The organism is bacterium, from assembly GCA_024224155.1.
GTDB lineage: Bacteria > Acidobacteriota > Thermoanaerobaculia > Multivoradales > JAHEKO01 > CALZIK01.
Genome location: JAAENP010000050.1, coordinates 57,769 through 73,103 on the forward strand (window position 1 = coordinate 57,769; position 15,335 = coordinate 73,103).

13 protein-coding genes are annotated in these 15,335 nt (G+C 63.5%); 1 reads left to right on the forward strand and 12 read right to left on the reverse strand.

Annotated elements, in window-relative coordinates; genetic code table 11:
* Positions 1 to 94: 94 nt before the first annotated feature.
* The 6 genes from GY769_03035 to GY769_03060 form a co-directional block, all read right to left on the reverse strand.
* Positions 95 to 931, reverse strand: a complete 837-nt coding sequence (locus GY769_03035) for a hypothetical protein (GenBank protein MCP4200888.1) — start codon at positions 929 to 931, stop codon at positions 95 to 97.
* A gap of 194 nt (positions 932 to 1,125) precedes the next feature.
* Positions 1,126 to 1,827, reverse strand: a complete 702-nt coding sequence (locus tag GY769_03040; protein ID MCP4200889.1) for a hypothetical protein — start codon at positions 1,825 to 1,827, stop codon at positions 1,126 to 1,128.
* 138 nt (positions 1,828 to 1,965) lie between these two features.
* Positions 1,966 to 2,550 carry a GNAT family N-acetyltransferase gene (locus GY769_03045; protein ID MCP4200890.1) on the reverse strand — a complete coding sequence of 195 codons (585 nt, stop codon included), beginning with the start codon at positions 2,548 to 2,550 and terminating at the stop codon, positions 1,966 to 1,968.
* A 127-nt stretch (positions 2,551 to 2,677) separates the two neighbouring features.
* A complete protein-coding gene (locus tag GY769_03050; protein MCP4200891.1) occupies positions 2,678 to 3,064 on the reverse strand; it encodes a PilZ domain-containing protein in 387 nt (128 codons plus the stop codon).
* Between the two features lie 108 nt (positions 3,065 to 3,172).
* Positions 3,173 to 4,609, reverse strand: a complete 1,437-nt coding sequence (locus tag GY769_03055) for an HD domain-containing protein (GenBank protein MCP4200892.1) — start codon at positions 4,607 to 4,609, stop codon at positions 3,173 to 3,175.
* The gene (locus GY769_03060) at positions 4,609 to 6,417 is read right to left on the reverse strand and encodes a hypothetical protein (GenBank protein ID MCP4200893.1); all 1,809 of its coding nucleotides are present in this window, start codon (positions 6,415 to 6,417) and stop codon (positions 4,609 to 4,611) included. Before GY769_03060 ends, GY769_03055 begins: the two co-directional genes overlap by 1 nt.
* A 45-nt stretch (positions 6,418 to 6,462) precedes the next feature.
* Here GY769_03060 and yaaA point away from each other — a divergent pair, with 45 nt between their 5' ends.
* Complete coding sequence (gene yaaA, locus GY769_03065; protein MCP4200894.1) at positions 6,463 to 7,224, forward strand: peroxide stress protein YaaA; 762 nt, start codon at positions 6,463 to 6,465, stop codon at positions 7,222 to 7,224.
* 163 nt (positions 7,225 to 7,387) lie between these two features.
* Here the strand turns inward: yaaA and cheB are convergent, their stop codons facing one another.
* The 6 genes from cheB to GY769_03095 are packed head-to-tail and all read right to left on the reverse strand — an operon-like array spanning position 7,388 to position 15,305.
* Positions 7,388 to 8,482 (reverse strand): chemotaxis-specific protein-glutamate methyltransferase CheB, encoded by a 1,095-nt coding sequence (cheB, locus tag GY769_03070; GenBank protein ID MCP4200895.1) that lies wholly within the window; start codon positions 8,480 to 8,482, stop codon positions 7,388 to 7,390.
* Positions 8,479 to 9,321, reverse strand: coding sequence for a protein-glutamate O-methyltransferase CheR (locus tag GY769_03075; GenBank protein MCP4200896.1), 843 nt, complete (start codon positions 9,319 to 9,321; stop codon positions 8,479 to 8,481). Before GY769_03075 ends, cheB begins: the two co-directional genes overlap by 4 nt.
* Positions 9,318 to 11,219, reverse strand: coding sequence for a hypothetical protein (locus GY769_03080; GenBank protein MCP4200897.1), 1,902 nt, complete (start codon positions 11,217 to 11,219; stop codon positions 9,318 to 9,320). The genes GY769_03075 and GY769_03080 overlap by 4 nt, the downstream gene beginning before the upstream one ends.
* Positions 11,220 to 11,234: 15 nt before the next feature.
* Positions 11,235 to 13,190, reverse strand: coding sequence for a HAMP domain-containing protein (locus GY769_03085; GenBank protein ID MCP4200898.1), 1,956 nt, complete (start codon positions 13,188 to 13,190; stop codon positions 11,235 to 11,237).
* Positions 13,191 to 13,203: 13 nt separating this feature from the next.
* Positions 13,204 to 13,767 carry a purine-binding chemotaxis protein CheW gene (locus GY769_03090; protein ID MCP4200899.1) on the reverse strand — a complete coding sequence of 188 codons (564 nt, stop codon included), beginning with the start codon at positions 13,765 to 13,767 and terminating at the stop codon, positions 13,204 to 13,206.
* Entirely contained in the window at positions 13,764 to 15,305 is a 1,542-nt protein-coding gene (locus GY769_03095; protein MCP4200900.1) for a hypothetical protein, read from the reverse strand. Before GY769_03095 ends, GY769_03090 begins: the two co-directional genes overlap by 4 nt.
* Between the last annotated feature and the right edge of the window lie 30 nt (positions 15,306 to 15,335).

The following is a 15,335-nucleotide window of genomic DNA, read 5'->3' on the forward strand; positions in this document are numbered from 1 at the left end:
TCGCGACACAAGAGAGGAGCAGCGCCGGGCGTCAGCCGAGGCTCTCTTCTGGCGGAAGAGGCCGACACTTCTCAGGGGCGGTCCGTGCGACTCTTCAGGGCTCGGTCTCGTGCTCTTCGTAGACCACCGCGTCGACACCCTGGCGCTCGATTCTGTCCTCGAAGATCTCGACGACGCGGTCGCGCCGTGACAGCAGCATCTTTATCTCGGCCTTGGTGAGACAGCCCTGCATCGCGCCGGCGACCTCCTCCCTACTCAACTGCCGCAACCGCGCGAGCAGCGGCGCGTCGATCTTGAGCATGCTTTTCGGCTCCGGCGGGTTCTTGCGGCTGAGGAAGGCGCGGGTGAAGTCGATCAACCAGATCTTCCAGTCCTTGGTGATTAGGATGTTGCCCGCGTTGAGGTCGGCGTTGCAGACGAGCTGGGTGAAGATCTGCCGGCGATAGATCTGATGGTTCCAGGCTTTCGGGTTCGGAGGTTGAATCCGTTTCTCGACCCGCTCCGCTTCCATCATCAGGACATCATCCACCCACCAGGTTACGGCGGCCCGCTTGCCCCTTATCACGCGCTCTACCGAAACCGGTACCATTCGCAGTCCCAAGAGCCTGTCCAACCGGTAGGCCGCGATGTTGTACCGATAGCTGTCGCGAAAGTTGAGCTCGGTGCGCGGCCCGACCTTGGCCCTGCGCTTAATGATGTCGACCGTTTGAATGTGGGCGTCGTGGGTCACCGAGTCTCGTCTCAACGTGGCGCGACGCGAGCCGGTCACTCCGATCTCGAGTTCTACGATGTCGACGACCTGCGCCTTGAGGAGGAACTCTTCCTTCTGAGCGTCGGTCCAGTTCCCGGTCTGACTCGCACTCACCGCACCGGCCGCAAGAACTGCCGAAACGACAAGAACGCCCGGGTGCCAGGCCGCGCCGCCGTACACGGACCTCCTCTTCCAGTTCCGCGATTCGCCCGACACTTTCTCGAGACCTCGGTGCCCGCTATACCAGCGGTATCCGGCCAGGCACACCCTGACAGACCTGCCCGACTTTCTTACCGCCTAAGGCGGGAGCGGTCAACCTTCGCAAGAGTGGTGAAAGGAAGTAACGGCGGCTCCGCCTCCCGGCTGGGAGCCCGCTAAGGAGAGAGCGTTCGGAAACTCTGGAAGTCGTCCAGGTAGAAGCTGCCGCTCTTGGCCGCGCCGGCCTTCTTCAGCAAGCCCAACCGTGCGGTGTCGATCGTGAGCCGGTCGTTGTCGAGGTTGTTCTTCTCGCCGCGAAGGCCGCCATCGGTAAAGAGTGCGGCGAGCCCCTGATCGAGCCCGTTGGTGCCGGCGCGTGCCCAGAGCACCGACACTGGGGTCCATTCGTTGCGGCGCACCTCTGCGCTGCCGATGAAACGGAATCGGCCGGTGTTCTCGCGCGCGAGGAGCCGCAGCTCGAAACGGTCCTCTCCGACTTGCTCGAGCAAAAGACGAACGTGCGCGCCTTTGCCACCCCTTCCGAACAGCTGCAGGATGTCGACCCGCTTGTTGAAGAGCATTTCCCAGTTGTTGGGGCTGAAGAAGAAGTCGACCATGTAGGCATCTTCACGTCGGGGGATCTTGTCCTGGACGCCGGTCCGTCCGCGGCCGCTCAGGATCTCGAGGCCGAAGTTGCCGGTGCGGGCGGCATTCCCACTGACGTCGAGCCCTCTCGGCTTTCGGGCCTTGGACCAGGCCGATGTGTCGCCGGACTCGAACCCATCGGCGAAGATCTGCTGGGCCTGTGCCGCCGTCGTGAGGAGAAGCGCGACGAGAAGAGCGCTGAGCGAGACGATGAGCATTTTGCGAGCGGACATGGTCACCTCCTCGAGCTGGTTGGAAGGAGAAAATAGCATCCTGCCCGTTGGGGTGGTGCATCTCCGTAATGAAAGCCGTAAGTTTTGAAGTTGCCTCGAGTCGCCTCGTGTTTCCCGAGCTGCTTCCAGTCCGAACAACTACTGGGTGCGCTGCCAGTCGCCCGTGGCGACGAAGTCCTCCATTTCGCGCCAGAGGGCTTCGAGATCGCAGCGCATCACGATCAGGTCCTGCTTTGTGCCAGCGAGGTCCTTGACGTAATCCGGCAGCACGGTCTCCTGCCTGAACCCGAGCTTGCGGAAGATACTGCGAGCCGCCTTCTGGGGCCTCATCATTCTGGCGACGATCTCCTCTAGCTTCGCGCTGCTCGCGCGCAGGAACAGCTCGCGCGCCATTCGGGTGCCGAGCCCCTTGCGCCGGTACTGGCGCGCGACGATCAAGCGCAGCTCGCCGACATGCTTTTTCCAGTCCTCGCCGAAGAGCTCCAGGGTGCCATCGGCCACGATCCGCTCGCCGGCCACCGCGACCAGCCGGATCGCGGTGCCCGATTCGGCCTCGCGAATTCTCCGCTCCAGGACCTCGCGGCTCCTGACGTCTCTGCGAAGATAGGCTCGATCCTCTTCGGAGAGCGACTCGAAGAAGACGAGGGATGCGGCGAGATCCTCCCGGGTCATCTTACGGATGAGGACCTCGCTATGGTCTTTGAGCTTCACGGGCTTCTTCATGGCGGCTCCTTCCGACACCCATCGTCGCGCTCGAACCAACGAGCTCCCGGGGCTCCGACCCCGGACCCTATGACGGGCCTGTGGTGGTATGGCGGGCACACCCCGGGGGTGGAATGTCGGAAAGAAACTAGGCCGCGGCCGCTCTGCTCAGTTCGCTGTCGATGATCTCGCTCACCCTTTCCAAGGGCTCGCCCTCTAGGTCGAGGAACACCAGACCCGAGCGGTAGCGCTCGCTACTGTCTGCGAACCGCCTTGGCTCGCTCTTGACGACACTTGCCGCGACCGAGACTTTGACGCGGTCTTGCGAGTCCTCGGGAGACAGCGAGAACCTCAGCTGCTCTACGATGCCGTTGGCCGGCAGCGGAACCGGCGTCAGGATCGCGGCACCCGCTCCGCTAATGTTCTCTATCGTTCCTCGACGCACGACCGTTGAGTCACGAAGCCGAAAACGAGCGGAGAGAGGTAGCGTCAGTCGACGAAACTCGCGACGCTCGGCGGACGCGCTCACAGACATTTGTCGCCTCCTCTCATCTGACCGGTTGCAACCGATTCTATCTTCATTCAAGAGGCCGAGTCGCGCCAACACCCGAAAGGATAGGGCTTGGAGGGAGTGATAGATCCATCAGATCGCGAAATAGGCTGGATTCAGGCCGTAGAGGTCGGGATCGACGCATCCGCGGATGCTCTGATCCGCGGCCTCGGGTGTGGCGAGGTCGAGCAGGTAGGGCTCGGCCGGTTGCTGGCTCGGATCGGTCACAACGCGGACCGTGGGACGATCCGGGCGGTCCGGATCCGAGTTGGGTTTGACCACCACCGCCAATCGGTTCGACGCGAGCTCGACGGTCGAGCCCACCGGGAAGATGCCGATACAGTTTGTGAACGCCTTGGCCACGAGCGGATCGCAGTACTTGCCCGCCAGGCTGTGCATGGTCCGCAGCGCTTCGTCGGGCAGGCACTCTTCCTGATAGACACGCTTGGTCGTCATGGCGTCGAACAGATCGACTACGGCGATGATCCGGGCGAACAGATTCTGGCTCTTGAGCAGCCGGAGCTTCGGGTAGCCCTCTCCGGAGAAGCCGTGGTGATGCTGGAGCACGGCCAGCAATCGGGGCACGGCCCGCAGATCCCGCTGGAGCAGCGGAAACAGCGCCCGCGTGCCGTAGACAGTGTGATTCCCCATGAGCGCCCATTCCTTGGCGTTCAACTTTGCCGGCTTGTTGAGCACCTCCAGTGGGATGTTGAGCTTGCCGAGGTCGTGGTAGAGAGCGCTCAGGCCCAGCTCGGCCAGGTCCTGGCGAGACAATCCGAGCCGCTGACCGAAGGCAATTGCCAGCACACAGACGTTGACCATGTGGTTGAAGGTGTAGCGGTCGTGGTCTTTGATCGCCGCCAGACCGAAAAGCGAGAAGCCCTCGGCCTCCTCGCCGCTCAGGTCCACCAGCTTCTGGACCAACCTTTTGGCTCTGCGTTGATTCAGCTGGCCGGGTGAGTCGAGGTCGGTGAAGGTCGTCTGGATGAAATCCAGAACCTCCTTATAGGTGTGGAGGGCTCGCTCGCGCAGGTTGGGGCGCTCCCTGTCGCTCGTGCCGCCCACCTCCGCTCGAGGGGGTAACAGCTCGATGTTGTCGATACCGGCGGCCTTCAAGCGTTGGTTGAGCTCGCTGGCCTCGGCCGCGCCGCCGGCTCGGACGCCGGCCAGTAGCGAAAGCAGGCCTCTCAGATCCCGGTTCGAGACCGTGTCCAGCAAGCGCATTCCGCCGAGTCCCTGCTTCTCGAACTCCGCCGAGACCAGGCTGTAGGCGTGGGCCGTTCGGAGCCGCTGCGGAATGCGCGTCCCATTCGCAAAGAGCCCCTGACCGAGCCGTTCCAGGGTAAAACCGTCCTCTGCCTCCACCAACGGCTGCAGGGCGGCGAGGAACTGTTGCATGGGCTCGCGGAAGACGGCGTTCGAGAGATCGTGAAAGTAGGAATTGCGAATCAGAGGAGCCAGCTGCCGAATGACCTCCAGGGCCTGCTTCAGGAAGTGCCGGCTGTCCCGATTGCGGCCTTCTGGAGCCATCAGCGGTTCGCTCCCGTGAGCTCTTCGCGGCAGATTCCCTTGAGCATTCGGTTTCCGCTTGCGGCCTGCTGTTCCAGATAGGCCTGGGACGATGCCGATCCGACGGCGCTCACGCCATGCACGAGGGCTCGCACCAGCTCCTTCTTCTCACGGGTCGGAAACCACACTCGGCTTCTGGCCTGCAGCAGCTTGTCGAAGTCGGGCAAGATCGAATCTCCTCCGAGCCGACCGATTGCCGCCAGCTCCCGCCGGATCTCCTCCCAATCCAACTTCAGATTGCCGGGTTCCATCACCTGTTTCAACAACCGCGGTGCGAGAGCCCGATTGCCGCTGCGAGCCAGACCGCTGATTGCCAGAGATTTTGTCTCCGGAGCACCTCTTTCGAAGAGCTTGAGCAGCAGCAGCTCGACTTTCTCCCCTCGGAAATGCCCCAGGATCAGCGCGCCCCGGCGGGCCAGCTCGGAGTCACCGGAGCTCAACAGGCGCTCGACCAGGGGGAAAGCACTGTCCTGAGGCAGGTGATGCACCATGTGGAGCAACTCGTCGATGACCTCGCCTTCGCCGCCCGCGCGAAGAGCCGGCAGCCGGTTCATCAGATCTCTCGGGCCGCGTTCGCCGTGGACCAGGACGGCGTCGGAGACGGCGCGGCGCAGACGAGAGAGCTGCAGGCTCCCGAGACTGTCGATCAACGTCGGCAGCGCGGCCTCGGGGAGCCCCGCCAGGAACCGTTGCGCTCGCTCGGCGAGCTCCAGGTGTCCATCGACGGCTTCCAGGAAACGGCCCAGCTGCTCCTCTCGGGCGCCCGCATGATGAACCTGCTCAAAAAGCTCCGTCACCGCGGGCTCGACCGCGAAGACCTCGCCGGCAAGCTCGCTCAGGCGCTCGAACGACTCCAGAAACTCCTCCGGCTTGCCGTGGGCGAGCCGCTCGTCCAGGATGTCCGCCAAGGCCGTCGCGACGATCTGTCGCTCCTCGGGGTCCGCCTCGAGCATCGCCAGTTCGACCGCCAGCTCGACCGCCATTGACGCCGGGTCGGCGCGACTCTCTTCGGCCAGCTCGTCGTGGAGCTTCTGAATCTCGGATTCCGACAGTTGCACGCTCTTCACCGGCAGGCTTGCGGAGGGTCGTACGTCCTGCAAGGTCACGGTCCCGCCGGCCTCTGCTGCAGTGGGATCCCGCTCCGAACTGCCCGGCTCGCCGGCTTCGCTGGCCGCGGTTGCTGCGCCTGCTCCGACCGCTCCAGCAACTCCGGTCGAGCCAGTCGACCAGCCGGTGCCCACCAGCCCTTCACCCGGCTCCTCGCCGGTCGCGCCGTCGGCCAGCTCGTCGATCACGAAGTAGTCGATCGACTCGAAGTCCTGGTCCCAGAGCAGGGTGGCGAGATCGTCCTCACCGCCCACCAGAACTCGCGCGCGGTTCAAGCACGACACGAAGCGCCGAAGCTCGTCGAGCTCGAGTCCGCCTCGAAAGGAGAGACTGCGGATCCCGTCACGCGACAGGAGAAAAGCCAGACTCTCCTTGCGCTCTTGGTTCTCATAGACGACCTCGTCGCCGAAGAGAATCTGATGCTCGAGCACCTTGAGTTCGAGAGGTCCCTCTTCATCGAGCAACTGAGCGAGGCGGGCGTGAAGCTCCTTCTCGAGGTTCTCGCTCACCGGGTTTCTGGCCTCGTAGAGGCTGAGGGTCTTCATCGTCCGCAAGAGGAGTTCGAGGATCTCGCGAAGACGCTTGATGGTGCTCTTGCTGGGTTCGACCACCACGATTCTGGCCTCGGGACGTTCGCGATTCGATGCGAGCGACGACTTCACAACAGACTAGCATCCCACCATGGCGCGTTTGGTAATCTGCCGCCCATGCTGACCCTGCTTTCACCCGCAAAAACCATGGACTTCTCCACAGCCCCCAAGCGGCTGCCGGCAACCAAACCACAGTTCGGCAAGGACATCGCGGTTCTGCTCGAGCGCTGCAAGAAGCTGGATGCCGCGTCTCTGCAGAAGCTCATGAAGCTCAGTGAACCCCTGGCGGAGCTCAACTACGAGCGCTTCCAGGCCATGAGACTGCCTTTCACCGACAAGAACTCGAAGCTATGTCTACTGGCGTTTCAAGGTGATGTCTACAGGAAGCTCGACGCCGCCAGCCTGTCGAAGAGAGATCTGCGCTGGGCGCAGAACCACATTCGGATCCTCTCCGGCCTCTATGGGCTGCTCAGGCCGCTCGATCTCATCCAACCGTACCGGCTCGAGATGGGCACGCGTCTCGACAACAGCCGCGGCAAGAACCTGTATGAATTCTGGGGCAACCGGTTGGTCGACGAGCTCAACGCCGAGCAGAAAGGCAGAGCCGTGGTGCTCAACCTGGCTTCGAACGAGTACTTCAAGGCGGTGCCGAAGAAGCGACTCGAGTCGCGCCTGGTGACGGCGGTTTTTCAGGAGATTCGAGACGGCAAGCCCAAGACCATCGCGTTTTCCGCCAAGCGCGCCCGCGGCCTCATGGCGCGCTACGTGGTCGACAACCGCATCGATGACCCGGAGGGCTTGAAGAACTTCGCCGAGGACGGCTACGGCTTTCGCAAAGACCTGTCGGAAGACGACCGGCTCGTATTCACCCGCGGTTAGAGGCGGCTGCGAGAGCGCCTTGACCCTGCAACGCTGCTGGGGGTCGTCGGCAAGGCTGTCGAGATCTCCGAGAATGTTGCACTAGCCGGATGAAAAGGAGCCGAAGAAAGCAACGCCAAAGCGGCGGCCAGGATCGCTTCCTCGAGTCAGGCGTGGGGTCGAGTCACTTGGTGCTCGCCGGCTCTACGATCTCGGCACGCAGCAACTCGGAAAGGCGCGGCCCTATCTCGTGCAGCGGCAGTACGTCCGCAACCCCGCCGCGCTCAATGGCAGCCCTGGGCATGCCGAATATGATCGAGCTCTTGCGGTCCTGGGCGATGGCGTGTGCGCCCTGGTCGGTGAGCCTCGCCAGCCCGTGCGCGCCGTCCTTGCCCATGCCGGTGAGGATCGTCGCCAGGACACGCGAGCCCACCGCTTCGGCGGCGGACGCGAAGGTGACATCGGCCGACGGGCTGTGTTCCTGGCTCATCGAATCTTCGGTCACGACTGCGGCGAGACCAAGACGGGTCTTCTTGAACTGGAGCTGATAGCCCCCCGGAGCCACGTAGGCGGTCCCGTGAAGGAGGAGCTCGCCATCGGAGGCGTGGCGTACCGCAAAGGGTAGGTGGTTGTTCAGCCGCTCGGCGAAAGCCCCGGTGAAATCCGGCGGCATGTGCTGGATCAGAACGATCGGCACCGGCGGCTTGGGCGCGAGTCCTTCCAGCACGGTTTGAATCGCTATCGGACCGCCGGTGGACGCGGCGATGATCAGCAGATCGTGGGAAAAGGACTTGCTCGCCTCGGTGGCGGCCAACCGGGCGGGCGCTCCTGGAGCCTCTGGTCCGGTCTCATCCTGGCTGACGGAAGATCGGGGAACCTCGTCCTTTCCGGCGATCTCCAGGATTCGCTCGATCAGGATTCGGCTCAGCGACTGGAAGTCGACGAGCGAGTACCTTTGCTTGTCGATGAAATCCACCGCTCCTCGGTGCAGGGCCTCTATGGTCAGCGGCGCATCTTCGCGAGCGTGGGTGGACAGGATGATCACCGGCGTCGGGCGCTGCTCCATGATCCGGTCGAGCGTGCGCAGACCCCCAATGCCCGGCATGGATAGATCGAGACTGATCACATCCGGCGCCCACTCGTCGAGATGGTCGAGAAGCTCCTCTCCGCAGGTCGCGGTGCCGACGACAACCAACCGGCGATCGGCTTCGAGGATTCGGACCAGCGCCTTGCGAATGAAGGCCGAGTCATCGGCTATCGCGACGCGGATCCGTCTCATGGTCGCCGCCGGTACGCGATACAGCGGTCGAAGCGGACGGTTTCGAAAGCGTCCGAAAGACCGATGATCGACTCGGCGTGTCCGAGAAAGAGCAGCCCGCCCGGGCGCAAGACGCTGGCAAAGTTGTCGATCGCCCGATGAAGAGCTCGCTCGGAGAAATAGATCAGCACGTTTCTGCAGAAGAGAACATCGTAGCCACCGGCAGTCGGAAAAGTCCGAAGGTCGAGGATATTACCCAACGAGAACTTCGTGTCCTCCAGGAGCGCGCGATTGAGCATGTAGTGATCGGAACCCGTGCGTGAAAAGAACCGCCGAATCTGAGGCTCGCTGGTGGCGCGCAGGGAGGTCTGGGTGTATTCGGCCTTGCGAGCGGCCGCCAGCCGATCGGCGTCGATGTCGAGGCCGTCGATCTGCAGCGGCAGCTCAGGTGTCAGTCGATGAGTTTCGGAGAAGATTCTGAGTGTGTAGGGCTCCTCTCCGGATGAGCAGCCGGCGCAGAGGATGCGCACCGGACTGCCGTTGGTGACGCCCTTGACGAGGTCGGGCCAGGCTTGCTTGAGAAGCGCATCGAACTGTCGCGTCTCGCGGAAGAAATACGACTCATTGTTGGTGATCAGTCTTGTGAAGGTCGTAACTTCGTCCTCGAAGGCGTACTGCAGGAGCAGGTAGTAATCCATGAAGCGATTCATGTCGAGCGCCTGTAGTCTCGGCTTGAGCCTCGACTCGAGCAGGCGTCGTCTCTCGTTGGGAAACGAGATCCCGTAGAGATTCGACACGAACTCGTTGAGGAGCCTGTACTCCGCATCGGTCATGTCGCGGACCTCGGAAAGCAGGTTCATTGGGACCTTAGTGCCGACAGTGCCTTTTGGGCGACGATCGAGACCGGGTCGGCCGCGAGCTGCGACAGGGCCCTGAGATTGGCGGGGCGGGAGAATCGGGCCAGGGCCTCGACCGCCGCGAGACGGATGTACCAGTCGCTGTGAGTGGCGGCTTGGCGGAAGCACTCGTCGTCCTCCTCCGACGCACACTTGGCGAGCGCGTGGTAGGCGAGCCTCGAGTCGATGCCTTCGCTGCCGGTGGCGACGCTGCGTAGCGCTGCGCGGGCTTCTGTGCCGCCGATCGAGCCCAGGCTCTCGAGGACCACGGGCCTGAGCAGAGCCAGGTCCTCGCGATCATAGATCGGCAGGATCACGGCGACGCTCTCGTGATCGCCAAGCTGACCGACCGCCCGAATGGCCCCCGCGACGGGAGTTTCCCGAAGAGCCTCTCGCAGTAGGGGGAGCAACTCTCGAAGGCCGCTGTCGGCGGCGGCTCGAGCGGCGACCTCCAGATAACGTTCGGGCTGGCCGGAAACCCATTCGGTCCAGGGTAGGGCCCTGAGCAGGTCGGGCTGGTCCAGAATCAGGCGCAGGACTTGTGGCCGCCGTTCGTCGGGCAGCTCGAGCAGCGCGCGCCGGGTGGCTTCGCTCGAGTGCCCGAGGATCGCCTCGAGCACGGCGCGATCCTCCGGGGAGACCGAATCCGCGTTCTCGAGAGCGCGCATCAAAGAAGCGCTGCTGGCCCGCATCGCCGGTATGAACCTGGCGCGCTCGATGGGTCTCATATTCAGATAGAGGTCGAGCAGCGGCTCGCCGAACTCGTCGGCCTGGAGTTTCTCGAGTGCTCCCACCAGCTGGGTTGGCAGGGGCGAGCCACGCAGGGAGCGCAGGGCCTCGACCAGCGCATCCTTGGGCGCCAGCTCGGGCTCGCGGGCGCAGAGCAAGAATCCCCATCCGATCAGGGGCAGCGGCTTGGCGAGAAGCGTGCGCGCGAGGTCCGATCTTCGGGCGAGACAGGTTGGCAGGACCTCGGACTCCACGTTGGCGGCGAGCAGGACGCTAAGTGCTTCCGTGTCCTCCGCCCCGGGGCCCAGGGCTAGCAGGCAGCGAGCGGCCGAGTGTCGAACGCCGCGATAGGGGTCGCGCAGGTGCACGGCGAGAGCCGGGCGCAGATTCGCGTCATAGACCACGTCGTGGGACAGGCCCTCGAGAATATGAGCCAGGAGCCCGAGGGTATTCTCGGGGTCGAGAGTCTCGCGAAAAGACAGCCAATGCTTGGAAAGAACGTCGAATGCCTGCTGGCCGCCGATCTGGGCGATGGCTTCGGCGGCGGTGGACCCGACCATGAGGTCGCTCAAGAGGGCGGCGATGGGTGGAATCGCCTCCGCACTGCGCAGGTCGCCGAGCGCCTGGATCGCCGCCATCTGCAGCCACAGGTCTTCGGTGAGAAAGGGCAGCAGATCCGGAATCACCCGGCGGTCTCCGAGGTGGCCGATGGCGACCATTGCCGCTTGGACGATATTGGGGTCCTCGTGGCGCAGAACCGAGCGCAACGGCTCGAGCGCGCGCGGGTCACCGATGTGATCGACGATGAGAATCGCCTGCAGGGTCACGTCCGGATCGGCGTCCTTGAGCAGCTCGATCGCCAGCGGCAGGCTCTGGCCGCCCTTCTTCTTGAGAATCTCGAGACCGGCATTGCGAGCGACGGCGTCGGCATCGCTGCGCAGATAGTCGACCAGAACGTCGTCTGAGAGGACGGCGATGCCAACCCGCAGGGCTTGCTCCCGGATGCCGGGAAGCGGATTGCGGATCAGCCGCTCGACAACTTCGACCCGCTCTTCGATCGGCCTTGACGGTAGCGCTTCGAGCTCCTGGATACAGAAGTCCCAGGATTCGTCGATGGACGGATTGGCTTGCACGCTCAGAGTGTTCTCCTAGACCGCGAACCCACCGGCGATCTCCTGCAATCGAGTCGCTTGATCGGCCAGGCTGACGGTGGCCAGAGAGAGCTGCTCGCTGGTGACGACGTTGGATCGAGCAATCGACGCGATGTGGTCGACGGCTTTGACCACCATGTCGCCGCCGCGCTTCTGCTCGGAGCCGGAATGAGCGACCTGCTGGGTCATTTCGTTCATGTTCTCGACCGCGCTCAGAACGTCGCGGGCTCCCTGGGCCTGCTCCTTTGCCGCATAGGCGACCTGGCGGGTGATGTCTTGCATGTTGCGCGAAGTCTCGAGAATCTGGGCGGCGCCGCCGCGCTGCTCCTGGGTCGCGACCGAGACTTCGCTGACCAGACCGCGAGTCTTGGTCACCGATTCGACGATCTCGTCAAGTACGCTGTGAATCAGTTGGACCGCCTCCTGGGTGTCCTTTTGCACGTTCTCTACAAAGCGGGCGATGTCGCGAGTCGAGTCGACCGACTTCTCGGCGAGTCGCTTGACCTCGTCGGCAACCACCCCGAAGCCGCGGCCCGCGTCGCCGGCGCGCGCAGCTTCGATGGCGGCGTTCAAGGCCAGTAGATTGGTCTGATCCGCGATCTCCTCGATGATCCGGACGATCTTGCCGATGTCACCGGTCGAGGCCTCGATGCCACCGATGACCTCGGACAAACGGGTGCCTCCCAGTTGAGCGGCCTCGGCTGATTCGCGCGAGACCCGATCGACGAAATCGACCTTGTTGGCGATCGACTGAATCGAAGCCGTCATCTCCTCGATGGTGGCCGAGGTTTCCTCCACCGCGGACAGAAGTCCTTCCGAGTGACTCGCGACCTCGTCGGAGGTCACGCTCATCTCCTGAATCGAAGAGGACGTCTCCTCGACGTTGCTCGCCAGGGACTGGATGGATTGGCCGACCGTATCGATCTGGGCGGCGATCTCGACCATCGTGGAAGAGGTCTGCTCGGTGGCTGAGGATTGGCTCTCGGCGCCCTCGCTGATCTGCACCGCCGATACCGAGATCTGGTCGGCGGCGCTCAGGACCTGCTCCGAGGAGGTTTTGAGATTGCCGATCATCTCCTGGAGGTTGGAGGCCATGGTCTGGAAGGCCCTGCCGAAGCTGTCCTTCTGTGACCTGGGCTCGACCCGGACCGAGAACTCGCCTTTTGCGATTCGATTCGCTGCCCCGGCCATCTCTCGAAGGTAGAGGACGGTCTCCTGAAGCGAGCGCATGAACTGCCCAACTTCGTCGTTGGAGTCGACGCTGATGTCGGTTTCGACATCACCCTGTGCCATGGCGTCGGCCGCGCGCAGGGCCCGTGAGAGGGGCTTGGTCACCGACTGAACGATGAAGTACGAGAGCGCGAACAGCACGATGAGCGCCCCACCCAGAAGTAGCGAGAGCCGGATGGTGGTGTCGAGGCCCTGCTGGCGTGCGGTCGTCAGAGCGGCGTGGAGCTCGCGCGACTGGTTGGCCCCGAGCCGGTCGAGTCGGGTCTCGACACGTTGGTAGGCTTTGGAAGTCGCTTCGAGCTGTGGCAGGCTGTCTTCGGTGGGACCGTTCTGAATAAGGGTCAGCGTCGCCTCGAGCCCGGTTTCATAATAGGTTTGGAACTCCCGGCGGACGGCCGTAAGAAGATCATTGTCGAGGGTCACGTTGCCCGTGCCGGAGGTGACTCGTGCCAGAAAGCTCTTGCGCAGCGCTTCGGCGGTGTCGAGCGACTCGGTGCTGCCGGAAACGCCAGCTTCGTCGAAAGCACGTTGAACCGACCCCAGCGATTGTGCGAGATCGTGACTCAAGCTGAGCGCGGGGAAGTAGCCGCCCTCGATTTCTCCCATCAAGCTGTTGTAGCGATCGCCGCTCTGGCGAACGAGCAGGAACAGCGCCAGAAAGGCGAGGCCGGCCAGCAGCGGCAGGAAGACGATCCGGGCTCGAATGCTTACTTTGCGAAACATGGCAAATCTCCAGCTAGTTGAAGGCCAGGTTGTTCCCGGCAAGCAGTCGCGCCGGTTCCAGGAGGAGCAGAGGTTCTTGGTCGCCGTGCGCGAAGTGGCCCCGGGCCAACTGCGCCAACGGCTCGTTGTCGGTGACGCTCTGGAAGAGCTCGGCCGGAAGTTTCTCGAGCCCGGTCACGTCGTCGACGATGAGTCCGACGGCGCGGTTGTCCAGAAGAAAAACCAGAATGCGGCTCGAATCGGTTGCGAGCTGATGCCGCAGGCCGAGCAACGCATGGGTGTCGATTACCGGCAGGACATGGCCGCGTAGGTTCATTACACCGGCCACCTGCCTGGGGGCGTTCGGGACTCCGGTGAGCTCCGTGAGCCGCAAGATCTCTCGTACGTGGCTGACCGGAAGTGCCATGGTGCGGGAGGACACTTTGAAAGCCACCCAGCTTTCGAAGGTCATCCGCTGCTCGGGCTGGACGGTCCTCGAGGATCTCAGGCGATCGGCGAAAGCCAGGATCGCCTGAGAGGCGTCGTCTTGGCCTCTGCGCTCGTTGCCTAAGGCGTCGGTTGGCTTGGTCGGGCTCACGGGGCTTCTCCGGTGCTGGTCATGGATCGGTCTTCGGCTTCGGAGGATCCGACAGCGAGCTGCGTTGGATCGAGAATCAAGATGACCCGGCCATCGCCGAGCACCGTCGAGCCCGCAATGCCCTTGGGCCTGCCGAAGATCTCATCGAGCGGGTTGACGACAATGCGCTGAAGGCTGCCGAGCTCGTCGACCAGGACGCTGCGTTGGCGTCCTTCGGATTCGACCGTCACGAAGAAGTCGGCTTTGCCGGACCCGAGTGGCAGATCGAGGAAGTGCTTGAGATCGACGGCCTCTTCCGAGTCGAGAGTGGGCCGACTCCCGGTCTCCCTGACGGCGGTGATCGGAATCGCGAATCGATCGCCGCCCGAGGAGACGATCAGGGCGTCGGTGATCGCCACGGTCAGCGGCAGCCGTAGGCAGAAGCGAGTGCCGAGTCCGAGCGAGGTGTCGACCTCGATGGTGCCGCTGTGGCGATGAACCGAGGCCAGAACCGCCGAAAGCCCTATTCCGCGTCCGGCGCTCTGATCGGCCTCTCGACGCGTCGACAAGCCGGGGTGAAACAGCAAGGCATGCAGATCAGCCGTCTCGGCCTCTCGAATTCCCGCCCTCTCGGCGGCTCGGCGAAGGGCTGCCTCGTCGATCCCGGCGCCGTCGTCGAACACCTCGATCTCGACGTTGCCGGCGCGCAGCGAGGCTTCGACAAAGAGCGTGCCGACTCGAGACTTGCCGCACCGCTCACGGTCTTCGGGAGTCTCGATCCCGTGGACAATGCAATTGCGCATGAGGTGTCCGAGCGCGTCCGTGGCGAGCTCGGTCAACGCGCTGTCCAACGGCGTCTCACCGCCACGGGTCTCAAAGCGAACTTCTTTGCCCGCTTTGGCGCTCTCGTCGTGAACCAGGCGCTGGAGCCGCGTGAAAACCGATTTCAGTGGAATGGTCCGAAGGCTTCGGATCTGCTCTTGGAGGAGCTCGAGAACCTGGTCCAGTTTGATTCGCGTCTCCTCGGCTTCCAGCCAGCTCTCTTTGGCTCGATCGGCGAAATCCGGCTCCTCCGGGTCCAGGGAAAGCCCGATCTGGATGCGATCGCTCAACGTGTTGCGGGCCACCACCAGGCGGGTCGAAGTCTCGAGCAGCCGGTTGAGGAGGTCGAGCCGAACACGGGTGCTTCCCTCGCGGCGGTCGTGCTTGCGCTCCACGGGCGTCTCGGCCTGCGGCTTGGCCGGGTGCGTGGCGTCGCCCAAGTCGGTTTTGAAACGATCGAGTCCGGCCAAGAGGGGGGCCAGGTCCGGATTGTCGGGGTCGAGATCGTCGACGAGGTCTTCGAGCTCGTGGGCCAAAGCCTGGAGACCTGCGAAGCCCATCATTCCGGAGTTGCCCTTAAGCGTGTGCAGCTCTCGGCGCACCTCACGGAACGAAAGCTCGCGCGCTTCAGGTGTCGCGTCTGCCGCTGCCAACAGGGAAACTTCAACGCGAGTGAGACGCTCTTCCGCTTCGAGAAGGAAGTCGTCCAGAAGCTCTCTTAGCTCTTCGTTGACCATTCGTCACTGCCCAAAACCGCAAAAGACGGC